Origin of the sequence: Capnocytophaga cynodegmi DSM 19736, assembly GCF_000379185.1 — a bacterium.
GTDB lineage: Bacteria > Bacteroidota > Bacteroidia > Flavobacteriales > Flavobacteriaceae > Capnocytophaga > Capnocytophaga cynodegmi.
In genome coordinates, this window is record NZ_KB900704.1 from 126,626 (window position 1) to 143,625 (window position 17,000).

General features: G+C 33.8%; 19 protein-coding genes and 1 other RNA gene. 9 read left to right on the top strand and 11 right to left on the bottom strand.

Annotated features, from left to right (window positions below; translation table 11 throughout):
• Positions 1–40 precede the first annotated feature (40 nt).
• Positions 41–1,048, bottom strand: a complete 1,008-nt coding sequence (locus tag YW9_RS0101740; protein WP_018278454.1) for a M28 family metallopeptidase — start codon at positions 1,046–1,048, stop codon at positions 41–43.
• A 110-nt stretch (positions 1,049–1,158) separates the two neighbouring features.
• On the opposite strand from YW9_RS0101740, the gene YW9_RS0101745 reads away from it, so the two are divergent.
• The 5 genes from YW9_RS0101745 (at position 1,159) to coaBC (ending at position 4,740) form a co-directional block, all read left to right on the top strand.
• Positions 1,159–1,479: a translation initiation factor gene (locus YW9_RS0101745; RefSeq protein WP_018278455.1), complete on the top strand. Its 321-nt coding sequence runs from the start codon at positions 1,159–1,161 to the stop codon at positions 1,477–1,479.
• 70 nt (positions 1,480–1,549) lie between these two features.
• Positions 1,550–2,296: a 3-oxoacyl-[acyl-carrier-protein] reductase gene (gene fabG / locus YW9_RS0101750; RefSeq protein ID WP_018278456.1), complete on the top strand. Its 747-nt coding sequence runs from the start codon at positions 1,550–1,552 to the stop codon at positions 2,294–2,296.
• 36 nt (positions 2,297–2,332) lie between these two features.
• Positions 2,333–3,133 (top strand): outer membrane protein assembly factor BamD, encoded by an 801-nt coding sequence (locus YW9_RS0101755; RefSeq protein ID WP_018278457.1) that lies wholly within the window; start codon positions 2,333–2,335, stop codon positions 3,131–3,133.
• Positions 3,134–3,158: 25 nt separating this feature from the next.
• On the top strand, positions 3,159–3,470 hold the full coding sequence (locus tag YW9_RS0101760) for a DNA-directed RNA polymerase subunit omega (RefSeq protein WP_018278458.1): 312 nt from the start codon (positions 3,159–3,161) through the stop codon (positions 3,468–3,470).
• Positions 3,471–3,564: 94 nt separating this feature from the next.
• Entirely contained in the window at positions 3,565–4,740 is a 1,176-nt protein-coding gene (gene coaBC / locus YW9_RS0101765) for a bifunctional phosphopantothenoylcysteine decarboxylase/phosphopantothenate--cysteine ligase CoaBC (protein WP_018278459.1), read from the top strand.
• 39 nt (positions 4,741–4,779) lie between these two features.
• Here the strand turns inward: coaBC and YW9_RS0101770 are convergent, their stop codons facing one another.
• Together YW9_RS0101770 and YW9_RS0101775 are read right to left on the bottom strand one after the other, a co-directional pair.
• Positions 4,780–6,072 (bottom strand): ABC transporter permease, encoded by a 1,293-nt coding sequence (locus tag YW9_RS0101770; RefSeq protein ID WP_018278460.1) that lies wholly within the window; start codon positions 6,070–6,072, stop codon positions 4,780–4,782.
• A 44-nt stretch (positions 6,073–6,116) separates the two neighbouring features.
• Complete coding sequence (locus tag YW9_RS0101775; RefSeq protein WP_018278461.1) at positions 6,117–7,043, bottom strand: ABC transporter ATP-binding protein; 927 nt, start codon at positions 7,041–7,043, stop codon at positions 6,117–6,119.
• Positions 7,044–7,156: 113 nt separating this feature from the next.
• Between YW9_RS0101775 and rnpB the strand changes: the two genes are divergently transcribed.
• Positions 7,157–7,456, top strand: an RNA gene (gene rnpB / locus YW9_RS12975) — RNase P RNA component class A.
• A gap of 7 nt (positions 7,457–7,463) precedes the next feature.
• Here rnpB and YW9_RS0101780 read toward each other — a convergent pair.
• The gene (locus YW9_RS0101780; RefSeq protein ID WP_018278462.1) at positions 7,464–8,114 is read right to left on the bottom strand and encodes a protein-L-isoaspartate(D-aspartate) O-methyltransferase; all 651 of its coding nucleotides are present in this window, start codon (positions 8,112–8,114) and stop codon (positions 7,464–7,466) included.
• A 271-nt stretch (positions 8,115–8,385) separates the two neighbouring features.
• Here YW9_RS0101780 and YW9_RS0101785 point away from each other — a divergent pair, with 271 nt between their 5' ends.
• On the top strand, positions 8,386–9,375 hold the full coding sequence (locus tag YW9_RS0101785; protein WP_018278463.1) for an aspartate-semialdehyde dehydrogenase: 990 nt from the start codon (positions 8,386–8,388) through the stop codon (positions 9,373–9,375).
• Positions 9,376–9,433: 58 nt separating this feature from the next.
• On the opposite strand, the gene YW9_RS0101790 is transcribed toward YW9_RS0101785, so the two are convergent.
• From YW9_RS0101790 to YW9_RS0101810, 5 genes are all read right to left on the bottom strand, one after another.
• Entirely contained in the window at positions 9,434–10,843 is a 1,410-nt protein-coding gene (locus YW9_RS0101790) for a CCA tRNA nucleotidyltransferase (protein ID WP_018278464.1), read from the bottom strand.
• 58 nt (positions 10,844–10,901) lie between these two features.
• Positions 10,902–11,705, bottom strand: a complete 804-nt coding sequence (gene kdsA / locus YW9_RS0101795; protein WP_018278465.1) for a 3-deoxy-8-phosphooctulonate synthase — start codon at positions 11,703–11,705, stop codon at positions 10,902–10,904.
• A gap of 14 nt (positions 11,706–11,719) precedes the next feature.
• A complete protein-coding gene (locus tag YW9_RS0101800) occupies positions 11,720–11,914 on the bottom strand; it encodes a hypothetical protein (protein ID WP_018278466.1) in 195 nt (64 codons plus the stop codon).
• 13 nt (positions 11,915–11,927) lie between these two features.
• Positions 11,928–12,503: a MarC family protein gene (locus tag YW9_RS0101805; RefSeq protein ID WP_018278467.1), complete on the bottom strand. Its 576-nt coding sequence runs from the start codon at positions 12,501–12,503 to the stop codon at positions 11,928–11,930.
• Between the two features lie 109 nt (positions 12,504–12,612).
• Entirely contained in the window at positions 12,613–13,881 is a 1,269-nt protein-coding gene (locus YW9_RS0101810) for a M64 family metallopeptidase (protein ID WP_018278468.1), read from the bottom strand.
• A gap of 104 nt (positions 13,882–13,985) precedes the next feature.
• Here YW9_RS0101810 and YW9_RS12380 point away from each other — a divergent pair, with 104 nt between their 5' ends.
• Both YW9_RS12380 and aroQ read left to right on the top strand, forming a co-directional pair.
• A complete protein-coding gene (locus YW9_RS12380; protein ID WP_018278469.1) occupies positions 13,986–15,047 on the top strand; it encodes a glycosyltransferase family 9 protein in 1,062 nt (353 codons plus the stop codon).
• A complete protein-coding gene (aroQ, locus tag YW9_RS0101820) occupies positions 15,028–15,447 on the top strand; it encodes a type II 3-dehydroquinate dehydratase (protein WP_018278470.1) in 420 nt (139 codons plus the stop codon). The genes YW9_RS12380 and aroQ overlap by 20 nt, the downstream gene beginning before the upstream one ends.
• A 21-nt stretch (positions 15,448–15,468) precedes the next feature.
• Here aroQ and YW9_RS0101825 read toward each other — a convergent pair whose 3' ends face one another.
• Both YW9_RS0101825 and YW9_RS0101830 read right to left on the bottom strand, forming a co-directional pair.
• Positions 15,469–16,470 (bottom strand): NAD-dependent epimerase/dehydratase family protein, encoded by a 1,002-nt coding sequence (locus tag YW9_RS0101825; protein ID WP_026193734.1) that lies wholly within the window; start codon positions 16,468–16,470, stop codon positions 15,469–15,471.
• Positions 16,470–17,000 carry a ferritin gene (locus tag YW9_RS0101830; RefSeq protein ID WP_018278472.1) on the bottom strand — a complete coding sequence of 177 codons (531 nt, stop codon included), beginning with the start codon at positions 16,998–17,000 and terminating at the stop codon, positions 16,470–16,472. The genes YW9_RS0101825 and YW9_RS0101830 overlap by 1 nt, the downstream gene beginning before the upstream one ends.

The following is a 17,000-nucleotide window of genomic DNA, read 5'->3' on the forward strand; positions in this document are numbered from 1 at the left end:
GAAACGCAAAGATAATAAATTAAGTTCTAACTACAAAAATTTATTTTCCGTCTCTATCTACTTTTATACGTTCCGAACGATTAGCAAGTTCCCACGCCAGAGCAAAGATTAGTTTGGTACGTTTTGTCATTGCTTCAAAATCTATTTTGTCGTGAGTATCTGTTGGTTGATGATAGTCTGAATGTAATCCATTGAAAAAGAAAACCGAAGGAATTCCGTGTTTTGCAAAATTGTAATGGTCAGAACGATAATAAATTTGCCAAGGGTCATTGCGGTCGTCATATTTATAATCCAATTTTAAATTGACATATTTTCTATTCATTTCTTCATTAATTGTATGCAACTCTGAGCTCAATCGGTCTGCACCAATAACATACACATAATTATTGTCCTTATGCAGATTATCAACTCGTCCTATCATATCAATATTTATGTTAGCCACAGTATTTTTTAAAGGATATAACGGATTTTTAGAATAATAATCCGAACCATAAAGTCCTCTTTCTTCACCTGTTACAAGTAAAAACATCACTGAACGTTTAGGAGCGTATCCTTTTTTCTTCGCTAAATTGAACACTCGTGCCAATTCCATAACAGCAACCGTTCCTGAACCATTGTCATCTGCACCATTGTACACTTCTTCACCTTCCATTCCTACGTGGTCATAATGTGCTGATACTACGATAACTTCCTCTGGCTTTTCACTTCCTTGAACAAAAGCCCAAATATTATCAGAATCATTGTATTTATTTCTGAAAAAAGATTTTGGCACAGTTTGAAACCACCCCGAAGCTTTTGGCGGATACATAATGCCTTCTTTTGTGTATTGCTTCACAATATAATCTGCTGCTTTTTTGATGCCTTCACTTCCTGTGTCTCGTCCTTCCATTTCATCAGAAGCAATTACTTTTAGTGTTTCGTTTAGCCTTTGTTCAGAAATTTCATTCAAAAAAACTGGAAGTACCTTATCTTCAGTTTGAATATCATTCTTTTGAACACTACAACCAAAGGCAAAAATTGTAATTAAGGATAAAAATATTCTTTTCATTTATTATTTCTTTTTATTTTGGCAAATTTAATAAAGAATATTGAATTCGCTCAACCCGAAAAAATTAAATTTTATTTATATATTTGCAACTTGAAAATATTTCAATTAAAATGCTACGCGAACAGCTAAAAAATTTATTTCCCGACCATATTGAAGAAGAAGCTCCTGTGGAAAATATTTCAAATATTTGGCTTCAGGACGAACCCTTGATTTGTAAATATGAAAAACGCAAAGGAAAGCCTGTGACCATCATTGAAGGATATTCAGGAGCAGATAATGATTTCAAAATTCTAGCAAAGGAAATCAAAACTCTTTTAGGCGTTGGGGGTTCTTTTAAAGATGAAAGTATCTTAATTCAAGGAGATTATCGTGATAAAATTATGAAGTTCCTCAAAGAAAAAGGATTCAAAGTAAAGCGTGTTGGCGGATAACGTGCATAGGAATATCTAAAAAACTATTCAGACAAAATAATAATTTTCAACAATAAAATTTAAACAAAATATGAGACTATTAGAAGGAAAAACTGCAATCATCACAGGAGCAAGTAGAGGAATTGGACGAGGAATTGCCGAAGTTTTCGCTTCGTATGGTGCCAATGTTGCTTTTACGTATAGCTCATCGGTAGAAGCTGCACAAAAGTTAGAAGACGAATTAAAAGCTAAAGGAATAAAAGCTAAAGGGTATCAAAGTAACGCTGCCGATTATGAGGCTGCCCAGCAATTGGCTGAAGATGTAGTTAAAGAGTTCGGAGGTATTGATATTCTGGTAAATAACGCAGGAATTACAAAAGACAACCTGTTAATGCGAATTTCAGAAGAAGATTTTGATAAAGTAATTGAGGTAAATTTAAAATCTGTCTTCAATATGACAAAAGCCGTGCAACGTACTATGTTAAAACAACGTAGCGGGTCTATCATCAACATTAGTAGTGTTGTGGGAGTAAAGGGAAATGCAGGTCAGTCCAACTATGCAGCTTCAAAAGCAGGTATGTTAGGTTTCACAAAATCTGTAGCTTTGGAATTAGGTTCCAGAAATATCCGTTGCAATGCAATAGCTCCAGGATTTATTGAAACTGAAATGACAGCCATTTTAGATGAAAAAGTAGTACAAGGTTGGCGAGATAATATTCCTTTGAAAAGAGGAGGTCAGCCAGAAGATGTTGCCAATGCTTGTGTATTCTTAGCGTCGGATATGGCTGCGTATATCACAGGACAAGTGCTTAATGTGGATGGCGGAATGCTCACATAATTTTGATAAATCATAAAAACTATTTACTTTTGCCGAATGCAAATTAAGAAATACATCGTAATAGGTTTATTTAGTGCAAGTTTATTGAGTTCTTGTGGTGAATATCAGAAAGCGTTAAAGTCTGATGATGCTACACTTAAGTACAATATGGCTGAGCAACTATACAAACAAGGAAAATACAAAAGGTCGATACAATTGTTTGAAAACATTGTAAACCAATACGCAGGAAAACCTCAAGGGGAGCGAGTGCTTTATATGTACGCAGATGCCTTTTATAAAACTAAGCAATATAACAAGGCTTCATACCAATTTGAACGTTTCTATAAGCTATATCCAAAAAGTGAAAAAGTAGCTGAAGCTGCTTTCTTAGCAGCCAAATCAATCTATTTAGAAGCCCCTAAGTACAGCGTTGACCAAACACCTACGCATCAAGCACTTGAAAAATTACAGCTATTCTTGGACAGGTATACCAACACAGAATATGCAAACGAAGCTAATGAGATGACACTGGATTTGCTAACACGGCTTCAGAAAAAAGAGTTTGAAATAGCAAAACAATATAACTTGATTCGTGATTATCAGGCTGCTATGAAGTCTTTAGATAATTTCTTAGCACACAATCCTGGAACTATTTTCAAGGAGGAAGCTCTTTTTGTACGTTTACATTCAGCTTACGAATGGGCAATCAATAGTGTGGAGCATAAAAAGGGAGAGCGTTTAAGAATTGCCAAAGAAGCATACGAAACTTTGGTAAAATCGTTTCCTGAAACATCATACAAAAAAGAAGCTGAAAGAATGCTTCAAAAAATTGAAACATCATTGAAAATTTACTCATAAAAATTTTATAAAAAAGAACAGAAATATGGATTTTAAAAAGATTGATGCTCCAACTTCTACAATTACCTATAACAGAAGTGCTATTGAAGCTCCCACCGAAAATATTTATGAAGCTATTTCAATTATTGCAAAACGTGCCGTACAGATAAATTCCGAAATTAAAAAAGAATTAATTGAAAAATTGGACGAATTTGCAACTAATAACGATAATTTGGAAGAAATTTTTGAGAATAAAGAGCAAATTGAAGTATCTAAATTCTATGAGAAACTTCCAAAACCACAAGCCATTGCCATTAAAGAATGGTTAGAGAATAAAGTTTATTATCGGGAAGCTTAACAATCAAGTTGTTATATCATTTGTAAAATATAGGTTTTGAGCAGTGAACTTAATGGTTTATTACTTAAAACCTTTTCTAATTTGATACAATCTTATGAACATAATTTTAGGAATTACAGGAGGAATTGCTGCCTACAAAACACCCCATTTGGTGCGTTTGTTAGTAAAAAAAGGGCATAATGTAAAAGTAATTTTAACAGAAAGTGCCAAAGAGTTTGTTACGCCTTTAACATTGGCTACAGTTTCCAAAAATGAAGTAATTTCTTCTTTTAAAACAACGGATAACAACTGGAACAACCACGTAGAACTGGCTCTTTGGGCAGACCTACTCCTTATCGCTCCTGCAACAGCAAACACTTTAGCAAAAATGGCTAATGGATTGTGTGACAACGTATTATTAGCAACTTATTTTTCTGCAAAAGCTCCTACATTTATAGCTCCGGCTATGGATTTGGATATGTATGCTCACCCAACCGCGAATAATAACTTGGATAGGTTAAAATCATTTGGTAATCAGATAGTTCCTGCGGCTTATGGAGAATTGGCAAGTGGACTGGTTGGACAAGGCAGAATGGCAGAACCTGAGGACATTATAAACTTTATAGAAACTAACATTTCTCACAATCTTCCTTTGAAAGGAAAGAAAGTACTAATAACTGCTGGACCTACTTACGAAGCTATTGACCCCGTGCGATTTATAGGTAACTTTTCCACAGGAAAAATGGGGATTGCCTTAGCAAACGAGGCTCTAAAACAGGGTGCCGAAGTACATTTGATTTTAGGACCTTCTGCGGAAACAAATATTCACAATAAAATACATCTACAGCGTGTGATTAGTGCATCAGATATGTATGAAGCTACTGTAAATCAGTTCAAAACGTCAGACATTGCTATTTTATCAGCGGCTGTAGCTGACTACACTCCAAAAATAAAAGCCCCAGAAAAAATCAAAAAGAAAGAAACTTCATTGAATTTAGAATTGGTTTCTACAATTGATATTCTTGCCTCATTAGGCAAACAAAAGCAACAACAACTTCTCGTAGGATTTGCCTTGGAAACTGAAAATGAATCAGAAAATGCGAGAATAAAACTCAACAACAAAAACTTAGATGCTATCGTACTTAATTCACTGAAAGACAAAGGTGCTGGATTTGGAACTGACACCAATAAAATCACATTCATTACTCGAAATAAAGAAACTTCATTTCCTTTGAAAGATAAAACCGAAGTAGCTAAAGACATCTTAAATGAAATTCTGAAGCTCAAATAACAAATAAGGGCAAAATAAAACTTTTGCCCTTATTTATTTTCAATATTTAAGCCATTTCCAAATCTCTTTGTAAGTTGCCTTTTTGCCATACATCAAAATTCCTATACGATAAATTTTCGAAGCAAATTTTATCACTAAAAAGAATGTTCCGTAGAGTAATAATATGGAAATGAGTACTTCCCACCAAGGAACACCAAAAGGAATTCGCATTAACATTACCACGGGAGATGTGAGTGGAACATACGAAAGTACGACAGAAACCGTTCCGTGAGGTTCTTCTATCACAGTAAAAAAACCAACATAAACTGCTAATATCAAAGGCATTAAAATCGGCATTAAGAATTGTTGTGTATCTGTTTCATTATCAACCATCGCTCCAATTGTCGCATAAAAAGAGCTATACAACAAGTATCCTCCCACAAAATACAACAAAAAAGAAGTAAACATTTCCATAAACGGAAATTTGAAAAATGCTAACAAAACCTCTGAAGTGAGCTTATCCATTCCTGATTTATTCATCAAAACTTCATTTGTTGATGAAGGATTTACATCTAAAAAAGAAGTGAGAATTGTCATCAGAAAGCCACCAAAAACCATCCAAATTAAAAACTGAGTAATCCCCGCTAATGAAGTGCCAAAAATTTTACCCAACATTAACTCAAAAGGCTTCACCGATGAAATGATAATTTCGATAATACGATTGGTTTTTTCCTCAATTACACTGCGCATAATTGAATTTCCATAAATGATAATGAACATAAAAATGAGATAACCAGCCATTCCTCCAAGAGCTATTTTGATGATGCTATCCAATTCTGAGCTTTTTTCTCCGCTAAAATTCTGCAAAGAAATATTTACCTTCACTTTGGAATCGTCAATTTGCTTTTTGTCTATTCCTTTTGAGGTCAAATTATTCTGAAAAAGAGTTGTTTCTATATTATCCAAAAGCTGATTCAGTAAGGAAATATTAGGCGATTCTTCACTAAAAAATTCAATCCGTTGATGCCAATTTTCATCCTTCACTGGAGGAATATACAATAGCCCGTACATACTTTCAGCCAGAATTATCGTTTTTGCTTCGTTCAATGAAGCTTCCTTTAGAAAGAAATATTCCACTGCTGAAGTATTCTCAAAACTATTTGAAAAACGATGACTTTCGTCCAAAACAGCTATTTTTTTTACGCTTCCTGTATTATTAATATTAGTTAAATATCCTATCAACAAACCAAATATTATTACAACCAGTGGACTCACAAAAGTCATAATAATAAAAGATTTGTTTCGTACTTTATTCAAATATTCCCGTTTTGTTATTATTCCTAAATGTTTCATTATCTATATAGCTAAAAGTAAAAATGTGAAAAAAATATTGCATTTTAGTTCTTTTTTTCAACAGAACGCATAAATATTTCATCAACAGTAGGTATTTTTTCAACAAAATGTGTGACTTCTGCTCTAGAATTCAAGTATTGCAACAATTCATTAGCTGTTTGATATTCTTTTTTATAAATATTTAGTTTTAAACTATCATATAAGCTTTTAAAATTTGCCTTATCTACTGAAAAATGTTCTTGTAATTCAGTCAAAAGCTCCGTTTGCTTGTCTTCGTTTACTTTTAATCCTACTTCAAAAATATTACTTTTAAAAGAGCGTTTAATATCTAACAAATTACCTTCCAGAATTTTTTCCGACTTATTAATCAATGCTATATGGTCACAAAGCTCTTCCACTGATTCCATTCTGTGTGTTGAAAATATAATCGTAGCTCCTTGCTCCCGAAGGTATAAAATCTCATCTTTAATAACATTGGCATTAATAGGGTCAAAACCACTAAAAGGCTCATCAAAAATAAGCAACTTGGGTTCGTGAAGTACCGTTACTACAAACTGAATTTTCTGAGCCATTCCTTTGGAAAGCTCCTGTATTTTCTTGTTCCACCAACTTCCAATATCCAGACGTTCAAACCAGAACTTCAAACGTTCCTTTGCTTTTTCCTTTGAAAGTCCTTTAAGCTGAGCCAAATAAATTGCTTGTTCGCCTACTTTCATTGTTTTGTAGAGTCCACGCTCTTCTGGCAGATATCCTATCTGTGAAATATGTTGTTGATTGAGAGGCTCTCCGTTGAAAAATATCCTTCCTGAATCAGGATATGTTATTTGATTAAGTATTCTTATAAAAGAAGTTTTACCTGCTCCGTTAGGTCCTAAAAGTCCAAAAATACTTCCCTTAGGAACTGTGATTGAAACATTATTTAAAGCTGTGTAGTTTCCGTATTTTTTGCAAATATTTTCTGTGAGAACCATTGTAAAAATTAAATGTTTGAGGGCAAATATAAACAAAAAGGCATTACCCCAAAAAGTTTATTTTGATTATTTTCAGAAACCAAAATCGAAATAATTTCTTAACTTTGCCACCGAGAGTAAATTGGCTTATCGCTATTTTATAGAGGAAAGTCCGGACACCAAAGAGCAGCATAACGGGTAACGCCCGTCCATCGTGAGATGAGGACAAGTGCAACAGAAAGCAAGTACAGTTCGGCTGTAGTGAAATCAGGTAAACTCTATGTGGTGCAACGCTATGTAAACCAGCTTTTTAGGATTGCTCGTCCGATGTTGGAGGGTAAGCGGTTCGAATTTGTAAGTAATTACAAATCAAGATAAATGATAAGCATCTTGTTCATCAAGAAACAGAATCCGGCTTATGATTTGCTCTCTTTTTATTTTCTAAACCTTATCTTTTAGTAAAGGAACAAACTGAAAATCACCATATTCTGTTTTGTGAAATTCACTTTGAGATATTCTTTCAAAGAGTGTCATTACTTGTGTTTCTTCTCCCACAGGAATAACCAACCTTCCTCCTACGGCTAATTGAGCCAGTAAGGCAATTGGCACTTCTGGAGCTCCAGCTGTAACCAAAATACGGTCGAAAGGTGCTTCATTGGGTAACCCCTTGTAACCATCTCCAAAATACATTTTTGCAAGACGAGGCATTAATTTAGGAAGTAATAATTGTGTTTGTTTGAAGAGTTTTTGTTGTCGTTCTATTGTAAATAAATTCACTCCCAAAAAAAGCAAAACACTTGATTGATAGCCACTTCCTGTTCCTATTTCGAGTACTTTTTGTCCAGCAGAAACTTGCAATAGTTGCGTTTGAAAAGCTACAGTATAAGGCTGAGAAATGGTCTGACCTGCCCCAATAGGAAATGCTTTGTCTTGATAAGCGTGAGCCTCAAAACTACTATCCATAAACAAATGTCTGGGAATTGTTCGAATAGCATTCAAAACGTTTGTATCCGTAATTCCTTTTTCTTTTAACAAATCAGCTAATTGATTACGCAATCCTTTGTGTTTCAATGTATCCTTTAGTAGAAGCATTCTTTTCTTTAGAATTTTAAATCATAAAACGGGCACAAAGTTCATCATTTTTTTTGAATTTTAAAAGAGAAAAAATTACTTCCATACCATCATTATTAAGAATCATTTTAAAACACATTTCATATTAGCTATTTTTCGTATACTTTTGAGAGAATTTTTCAAAAATCAATAAAAATATATTTTGTTACAAATTGAACAATTTGGCACAATAGATTCCACAATTAAAATATAATATGTAAATTTGCTGGTCATTTTTTTATTTTAAACATTTATGAGAGTAGCTATTGTGGGTGTTACTGGTATGGTCGGTAACGTAATGCTGGAAGTTTTAAACGAACGTAATTTCCCTGTAACTGAGTTAATTCCTGTTGCTTCAGAAAAGTCTGTAGGAAAGAAAATAACTTTTCAAGGGAAAGAGTATTCGGTAGTCGGGTTACAACAAGCAGTTTCATTAAAACCTGACATTGCATTATTTTCAGCTGGTGGAAGTGTTTCTTTGGAATGGGCTCCAAAATTTGCACAAGTGGGTACGACTGTAGTTGATAATTCTTCCGCTTGGCGTATGGATACGACCAAAAAACTTGTAATTCCTGAAATCAACGCTGATGTTCTCACAAAAGAAGATAAAATCATCGCCAACCCAAACTGCTCTACCATTCAGATGCTAATTGCTTTGGCTCCATTACAAAAAAAATATGGAATCAAACGGGTTGTGGTTTCTACCTATCAATCCATCACTGGTACTGGAGTAAAAGCGGTAAAACAACTTGAAAACGAGTACAAAGGAGAAAAAGGAGATATGGCTTATCATTATCAAATACACCGAAATGCTATTCCGCAATGTGATGTATTCGAGGATAATGGCTACACAAAAGAAGAAATGAAACTGGTTCGTGAAACGAAAAAAATTCTCCGCGACGATAGCATTGCTGTCACGGCTACTGCTGTTCGTATTCCTGTTGTTGGCGGACATAGTGAATCCATAAATGTTGAACTTATTAATGATTTCAATTTAGATGAAGTTAGGGATATCTTTTCAAAAACCTCAGGATTAGTCCTTCAAGATGATACCAACACAAACACCTACCCTATGCCTTTATATGCACAAGGGAAAGACGATGTTTTTGTAGGGCGTCTACGAAAAGATGAATCCCAACCTAATTCGCTGAATATGTGGGTTGTTTCGGATAATTTAAGGAAAGGAGCAGCAACAAACACAATCCAAATTGCTGAGTATCTAATTACAAACAATCTGTTATAATAAAATTTGGTTTAAAACAAAAAGGCTGAAGAATAATTACGTTCTTCAGCCTTTTTATTTATATCAACTTCATCTGCTTAGCTTTATCAAACATAAATTTTTTGGCAGTCTCGTAATCATTTGATATCTTTCCGTCCAAAATAGCTTCTTTTATGGCATCTTTTAGCGTTCCTATTTCACGAGAAGGTTTCAAATTAAATGTTTTCATAATTTCTTCTCCCGAAATTGGAGGTTGGAAATTACGAATGTGGTCTTTTTCCTCTACCTCTACAACTTTTTGGCGTACCAGCTGAAAATTATCGTGATATTGTTTGAATTTCTTTGGATTTTTTGTGGTAATATCTGCCTCACAGAGCGTCATCAAATCTTCAAAATCATCTCCAGCATCAAAAACCAAACGTCTTACCGCAGAATCCGTAACAATATCCTCTGCAATAATAATAGGACGAGAACTCATACGAACCATTTTCTGAACGTATTTCATTTTATCATTTAAAGGCATTCGCAATCGCTTAAAAATATGAAAAACCATTTTGCTTCCCAAAAATTCGTGACCGTGAAACGTCCAACCATTTTTTTTATCAAAACGCTTTGTCGGAGCTTTTCCGATATCGTGCAACAAAGCTGACCAACGTAGCCACAAATCATCTGTATTCTGAGCGATATTATCAACAACCTCCAATGTATGCCAAAAATTATCTTTATGTCGTTGCCCTTCGTGCTCCTCTACCCCCTGTAATTCAACAAGTTCTGGAAGAATATAATGAAGAAGTTTCGTTTCATACAATAGTTTCAATCCAATGGAAGGTTTGGGTGAAGAAAGTATCTTATTCAGCTCATCTACAATACGTTCGTTCGAAATAATTTTTAATCGATCCTTGTTTTTGGCGATTGCTTGTAATGACTTTTTCTCAATTTCAAAATTCAATTGGGTAGCAAACCGAATAGCCCTCATCATACGTAAAGGATCATCTGAATAGGTTATATCTGGGTCAAGTGGTGTACGTATGATTTTATTTTTGAGGTCAGAAAGTCCATCAAAAGGGTCGATTAATTCTCCGAAATTGTGTTCTGAAATAGATAACGCCATTGCATTGATTGTGAAATCTCTACGATTTTGGTCATCCTGAAGTGTTCCACTTTCCACGTAAGGTTTACGAGAGTTAGACTCATAACTTTCTTTCCTTGCCCCCACGAATTCAATATCCAAATTATCTGCTTTTATCATTGCGGTTCCAAAATTCTTAAAAACAGATACTTTAGGATTATTAGGTAATTTTTCGGCTACTTTTTCTGCCAAAGCAATTCCGCTCCCAATAGAAACAATATCAATGTCTTTCGGAAGTTTTTTCTTCAGAAGATAATCCCTGACAAATCCACCTATTACATAACTTTCTAATGAAATTTCATTTGAAACTTTACTTATTAACGAAAAAATTGGATTTGAAAGAGCTTCTTTATGATACATATTATTTTTAAAAGTTTGAAAAAATTAGAAAATTAGTAAACTCAAATAAATTAAAATACTAATTCTCAAGTGATAAAATTGTTTGTCTGATTGCTGTTAATCTTGTTAAAAGGCCTTCAAGTAAATCAAGATGAAGCATATTAGCCCCATCACTTTTTGCATTTGCAGGGTCAAAATGAGTTTCGATAAACAATCCATCTACGTTATTAACAACAGCTGCACGAGCAATAGTTTCAATCATTTCTGGGCGTCCTCCAGTCACTCCGCTTGTTTGATTGGGTTGCTGTAGAGAATGCGTAACATCCATAATAACAGGAGCGTACGAACGCATCACAGGAATTCCTCTAAAATCAACAATTAAATCCTGATAGCCAAACATAGTTCCTCTGTCGGTGATTAAAGCACTATTATTCCCGCTATCAATCACTTTCTGAACGGCGTGTTTCATACTTTCAGGACTCATAAATTGTCCTTTTTTCAAGTTAATTACCTTACCTGTTTTAGCCGCTGCAACTACCAAATCGGTTTGGCGTACTAAAAAAGCTGGAATTTGTAGTACATCAACATATTGGGCAGCCATATCAGCATCACTAACTTCGTGAATATCAGTAACTGTGGGCACACCGAATGTTTTACCTACTTTTTCAAGAATTTTCAAAGCTTTTTCGTCTCCAATACCTGTAAAGGAATCTATCCGACTACGATTTGCCTTCTTGAAACTACCTTTAAAAACATACGGAATGTTTAGTTTATCCGTGATGGAAACTATTCTTTCGGCAATTTGCATCGCCATTTCCTCTCCTTCAATAGCACAAGGACCTGCCAAAAGGAAAAAATTATTTTCTTTGTTAGAAACAAGCATAACCTCAGATATTTTTATTTCAATTTTTCTTTAATTCGCCTTGAAAGATAAAAAGCCAAAAGCAACAACAAAGCAATTCCTGCCACACCTGCCGAAATCAAAGCTACAAAGCTTCTCCCTTCAAACGGATTTGAAAAATCTATCAAATAGATATTAAATCCGATTATAACTAAAGATAAAACAAATAATATTATAATAAATATTTTCATAAAAAACTAATTTTTAAGCAAATAGACCTTTAACATTCGTAGCAAATAATTTCACAGCAATAGCAAGTAAAATAACACCAAATATCTTACGAATTACATTTATTCCTTGTTTGCCCAATATTTTTTCTATTTTCTTGGAAGATTTCAATACGATGTATACAAATATGATATTTATAACAATCCCAACAATGATGTTTTCAAGGTGATATTCTGCTCGTAAAGAAAGGACAGTAGTCATCGAACCTGCTCCCGCAACTAAAGGGAACGCCAAAGGAACGATGGAAGCCGTTTGAGGCTCCTCATCTCGATAAAGAGTAATTCCTAAAATCATTTCCAGAGCTAAAAAAAATAAAATAAATGCCCCAGCAACTGCAAACGATTCTACCGTCACTCCAAATAGATTAAGAATTTCTTTCCCCAAAAATAAAAACAAGATGAGCAACATTGCCGATACAATAGCTGTTTTCTCGGACTGAATATGCCCCACCTTTTGCCGTAAGTTAATGATTATAGGGATACTACCAACGATATCAATCACAGCAAAAAGTACCATTGTAGTGGATATAATTTCCCTAATGTCAAAATTCATTTTCTGAAAAATTTTTGCAAAAATAGAAAAAAAGTCGGATATAGAAACCAATTTAAAAAATTGCTTGAGGAACCAAGTATGTAGAATTCTATTTGCTTTACAGTTCTTTTTATTCCGTGTAGAATTTAACTATTTTACGAATAGCACGTTCACAAACAGGACAAAATCCCTTCGGATCGTTGGACTTCATTCGGCAATCCTGTACTGGACTATAAATTCCTTTCGAAACATAGCCTCCTCCTTCAAATACACCAACTTGTTTTTCATATTTTGGAGTTCTTGGTGTAGGAATTGGAGTTGATTTTTTCAGCATATCCTTCCATTTTATATCGAAATTAGCCAAAGAAGTGATATTTTCTTCCCAAGGCTCCACTGAAACATTGTAAAATGAGTCAAAAGCAGTAGAAGAATCATAGTATTCGTCAGCAAGTCCAGCAAAACCGTGTCCAAATTCGTGAATAAATACTTTTTCGGATAAAAAATGATCAGAAGTTGCCAAATTTAAGTGATTATAAAATCCTCCCCCTCCATAATTTGATGTATTTACCAAAATATAAATTTGATCGTAGGGTACTAATGAAGCTGCGTCAGCGATTGCTTTCATATTATTGGTTGTCAAGTATCTATCCATATCAAATGTATAGAAAGAAGCATCGAAAGCTGTTTTCTTATAAATATTTTGACCTGGAACGTCTGTACCTGATTCTTCAGAAGTTACACCAACTGCATATACATTAAAATCTTTTTTAAGACTATCGAAAGGAGGAATTGTAAACATATAATCAACCATTTTCTTAGCATCTGTATAGAATTTTTCAATCTCACACTCAGTATAACCTTCTGCCAAAACAGCAATATCTACTTTTTGAGAAGAACTACCATTTTCAAGTATTTTCTGTACAGGATAAGACGAAACAGTCTCTTCTTTTATGAAATAATCATTAGGATTAATTTTTTTTTCAAATATTTTCTCGAATTTTCCACTTTTATTACGCTTTGCTATCTGCATTTGTAGCTCTTTAACAGGAAAAGGTACCTGAATTGCGTGAGAAAACAATCTTTTCTCTGATTTTGCTTGTTCAATATGCTGCCATTCACTCAAAAGAGAATTAAATCCTTTTGAAAAAACAACTTTTTGTGTATTTTCGTCAATCATTTGTAAACGAAATTCACCATAATTCGGAAAAATTAAATTCGTTCTTGAACCTCCCCAATGTGGTTCCTTTTTCATTTGTGTAAGAATTACCTCCGAGGTGTGAGCATCTCCATTCAAATAAAAATCAAATCGGAGGCTTTTGTCAAAATCAAAGATTGCCTCTTGCGAATAAAATGTTCCAGAAACAAAAAAACTAAAAAAAACTAATAAAATACGGTTCATTTTTTGAAAATTTCAATATATTTGTAATCACTTTTTATTATCTATCAAATATATAGGATAATAAGGAGCCAAAGATAATGAATAAATTTTAACAAATCAATAAAATGAATTTCAAGCATATCGCGGTATTTCGCACATCGGCTATGGGTGACGTTGCCATTAGCGTTCCTATTTTGACGGCTTTTGCAGAGCAATACCCCGATGTTAAAATTACCTTAGTAACGAAACCGATGTTTGCTCCGATGTTTTTGCATATACCTAATTGTGAAATACTTAAGATTGATTTAAAAGGTAAGCACAAAGGAATTTTAGGATTATACCAATTGTTCAAAGAGCTCAAAAAATTAGAAGTTGAAGCTGTTGCTGATATTCACAACGTATTAAGAACCAACATTATAAAGATTTTTTTTAAATTTTCAAGAATTCCTTTTATTCAAATTGATAAAGGAAGAAAAGAAAAAAAAGATTTAACAAGGGATAAAAGTAAGATTTTCAAGCAATTAAAAACATCATATCAACGTTATGCTGATGTTTTCAAAAAATTAGGTTTTCCTATTTCGTTGAATAAAAATTATTTTGCTCCAAAACCTAAATTGTCAAAAGAAATAAAGAATTTACTTTCAGAAGAAAAAAACATTGGAATTGCCCCTTTTGCTTCTCATTTGGGAAAGCAATATCCATTCCATAATCTTAAAGAACTAATTTATATATTATCAAATAATTACCCAAAAAATAAAATTTACATTTTCGGTGGTGGAGAACATCAACAAAAAATTGTTGAGGAAGTTGCTCATTTGTCAAACGTAGAAAATATGATTGATCGGTTTTCTTTTGAGGAGGAATTACAACTCATTGCAAATCTTGACGTTATGTTATCTATGGATAGTGGAAATACTCATTTGGCTGCAATGTATGGAATCCCAACTATTACCATTTGGGGAGTAACGCACCCTTTTGCAGGATTTTATCCTTACGGGCAACCTTTTGAAAATGCTTTATTGGCAGATCGAAACCAATTTCCTCTTATTCCTACATCAGTATACGGAAATAAATACCCAAAAGGCTACGAGAGAGCTATAAAAACCATAAAAATAGAAGAAATTTTAATTAAAATAGAAGAAATCATTATCCCAAACAACAGAAATAATGAAAATAGCAATTATTAACGGACCTAATCTTAATCTTTTAGGAAAAAGAGAGCCAGAAATATACGGAAATCAAACTTTTGAGCAGTTTTTTTATAATTTACAGAAAAAATATCCAGAAGTTGAACTAATTTATTTCCAGAGTAATATAGAAGGTGAAATTATCAACAAAATTCATGAAATAGGTTTTGATTTTGATGGAATAATCCTCAATGCAGGAGCTTATACACATACATCTATCGCTATTGCTGATGCTATAAAATCAATACAATCACCTGTAATCGAAGTACATATCTCAAACACATTCGCTCGGGAAACTTTCCGACATCAATCCTACATTTCACCTGTTTCTAGTGGCATCATTTTAGGGTTTGGTATGAAAAGTTATGAATTAGCATTGTTGAGTTTTTTGAAAAACTAAATTTTTAAGTTCCAAATTTCTTCATTTATGATATTTTTCACAAATTTCTTTCAAGGAATTGTCTATGTTTTTATATTGAAAATCAACAAATTCACTTATCTTACTTCCATCGTATGTAATTATACGACCCAATGAGTCTGCACTTCTTGGAGTTAATGTTCTTTTTTTCAAGCAAAGGAAACTCAAAAAACTATCTAAATAGGCAAGTAAGCGAAGTGTTCTGTGACTTATCTTCTTTCGAGGAGATTTCACCGCTAAATAATTAGCAATTTTCTTTAAAATATACTCGTATGTTTGGTTTGAACCATTAAGCACAAATCTCTGATTTTCAACTTCTGAAAATTGAAGAGCAATCATCGCTTTGGCTACATCTTCAACATCAACAAAACCTGTTCCACCTGAGGGATAAAAAGTAAGTCCTTTTGCAACTTTTTCAAATAAAAGTCCTGAACCTGAATTCCAAAAATAAGCTCCCAAAACCACAGATGGATTCACTATCACAACCTTTAAACCTTCCTGTGAACCTCGCCAAACCTCCATTTCAGCTCCGTGCTTACTAATCGCGTAATCGTGATTATTATCCTCTGGATTCCAATCACTTGACTCATTTGTAATTTTACCAACTGACGAAGACAAAGCTGATACAGAACTTACGTGACATAACTTCTTTACTTTAAAATCAATACAGAGATTTACTATGTTAGCTGTACCTTCTACATTAATTTTGATAAGTTTTTCAAAATCAATTGGTTGAAATGAGATAAACCCAGTTGCGTGAAACACATAAGAAACATCCCGAAAAACTGTTTCCAGACTCGGGATGTCATTAATATCAGCCTTAACCCATTCTATTTGAGAAAATTGCTTTTCTCCTGTGTGGGATAATCTTTTGAATATATTTTTAATTTTTTCCAACGAACTTGCAAAACGATAAATTGCCCGTATCTTTCTATCCTCTTTTTGAGTAAGATAGAATAATAAATGGCTTCCTATCTGTCCAGTTCCGCCAGTAACTAAAATCATCATGCGTCTTCTAACGGGATGCGTTCATCAATTAATTTTAGAGCCAACGGATTGTCTTTTCCTTCCATAAACTGGAACATATCAAGAATGCTATGTACCAGACGCTCCTCCTCAAGTTGCTCTTCTACAAACCATTGCAAGAAGTTTTCACTCGCATAATCAGCCTCTTGTCGTGCTTTTTGGAAAATAGAAAAAATGGATTTTGTCACTTCAATTTCGTGCTCTAAGGTTTTTTCATATACTTCCCTAAGCGATTTGAAATCTTGTTGTACTTTGCCTACTTCAGGAGCAAAAGCCCTCGCTCCGTTTTCATTTAAAAAACGGAAAATTTTCATCATATGGTCTCTCTCTTCCACAGCGTGGCAGTAAAAAAATTCAGCACTTCGCGGAAATCCATTGACCTCACACCAAGATGCCATTGCCAAATAAATAGAACTCGCCTCTGCTTCTTTGCTAACTTGCTGATTTAACAAATCAATAATTTCAGGATGTAGACTTGTTTGTAATCGGGTGTATTTTTGTTTTGCCAT

Excerpts from the sequence above, each read along its gene's own strand:
- aroQ (WP_018278470.1), top strand. The coding sequence starts at position 15,028 with ATGAAAATAGCAATTATTAACGGACCTAATCTTAATCTTTTAGGAAAA.
- YW9_RS0101805 (WP_018278467.1), bottom strand. The coding sequence starts at position 12,503 with ATGAATTTTGACATTAGGGAAATTATATCCACTACAATGGTACTTTTT.
- YW9_RS0101740 (WP_018278454.1), bottom strand. The coding sequence starts at position 1,048 with ATGAAAAGAATATTTTTATCCTTAATTACAATTTTTGCCTTTGGTTGT.
- YW9_RS0101775 (WP_018278461.1), bottom strand. The coding sequence starts at position 7,043 with ATGGTTCTCACAGAAAATATTTGCAAAAAATACGGAAACTACACAGCT.
- YW9_RS0101810 (WP_018278468.1), bottom strand. The coding sequence starts at position 13,881 with ATGAACCGTATTTTATTAGTTTTTTTTAGTTTTTTTGTTTCTGGAACA.
- coaBC (WP_018278459.1), top strand. The coding sequence starts at position 3,565 with ATGAACATAATTTTAGGAATTACAGGAGGAATTGCTGCCTACAAAACA.
- YW9_RS0101790 (WP_018278464.1), bottom strand. The coding sequence starts at position 10,843 with ATGTATCATAAAGAAGCTCTTTCAAATCCAATTTTTTCGTTAATAAGT.
- YW9_RS0101825 (WP_026193734.1), bottom strand. The coding sequence starts at position 16,470 with ATGATTTTAGTTACTGGCGGAACTGGACAGATAGGAAGCCATTTATTA.
- YW9_RS0101780 (WP_018278462.1), bottom strand. The coding sequence starts at position 8,114 with ATGCTTCTACTAAAGGATACATTGAAACACAAAGGATTGCGTAATCAA.
- YW9_RS0101745 (WP_018278455.1), top strand. The coding sequence starts at position 1,159 with ATGCTACGCGAACAGCTAAAAAATTTATTTCCCGACCATATTGAAGAA.
- kdsA (WP_018278465.1), bottom strand. The coding sequence starts at position 11,705 with ATGCTTGTTTCTAACAAAGAAAATAATTTTTTCCTTTTGGCAGGTCCT.
- YW9_RS0101785 (WP_018278463.1), top strand. The coding sequence starts at position 8,386 with ATGAGAGTAGCTATTGTGGGTGTTACTGGTATGGTCGGTAACGTAATG.
- YW9_RS0101800 (WP_018278466.1), bottom strand. The coding sequence starts at position 11,914 with ATGAAAATATTTATTATAATATTATTTGTTTTATCTTTAGTTATAATC.
- fabG (WP_018278456.1), top strand. The coding sequence starts at position 1,550 with ATGAGACTATTAGAAGGAAAAACTGCAATCATCACAGGAGCAAGTAGA.
- YW9_RS12380 (WP_018278469.1), top strand. The coding sequence starts at position 13,986 with ATGAATTTCAAGCATATCGCGGTATTTCGCACATCGGCTATGGGTGAC.
- YW9_RS0101755 (WP_018278457.1), top strand. The coding sequence starts at position 2,333 with ATGCAAATTAAGAAATACATCGTAATAGGTTTATTTAGTGCAAGTTTA.
- YW9_RS0101830 (WP_018278472.1), bottom strand. The coding sequence starts at position 17,000 with ATGGCAAAACAAAAATACACCCGATTACAAACAAGTCTACATCCTGAA.
- YW9_RS0101760 (WP_018278458.1), top strand. The coding sequence starts at position 3,159 with ATGGATTTTAAAAAGATTGATGCTCCAACTTCTACAATTACCTATAAC.
- YW9_RS0101770 (WP_018278460.1), bottom strand. The coding sequence starts at position 6,072 with ATGAAACATTTAGGAATAATAACAAAACGGGAATATTTGAATAAAGTA.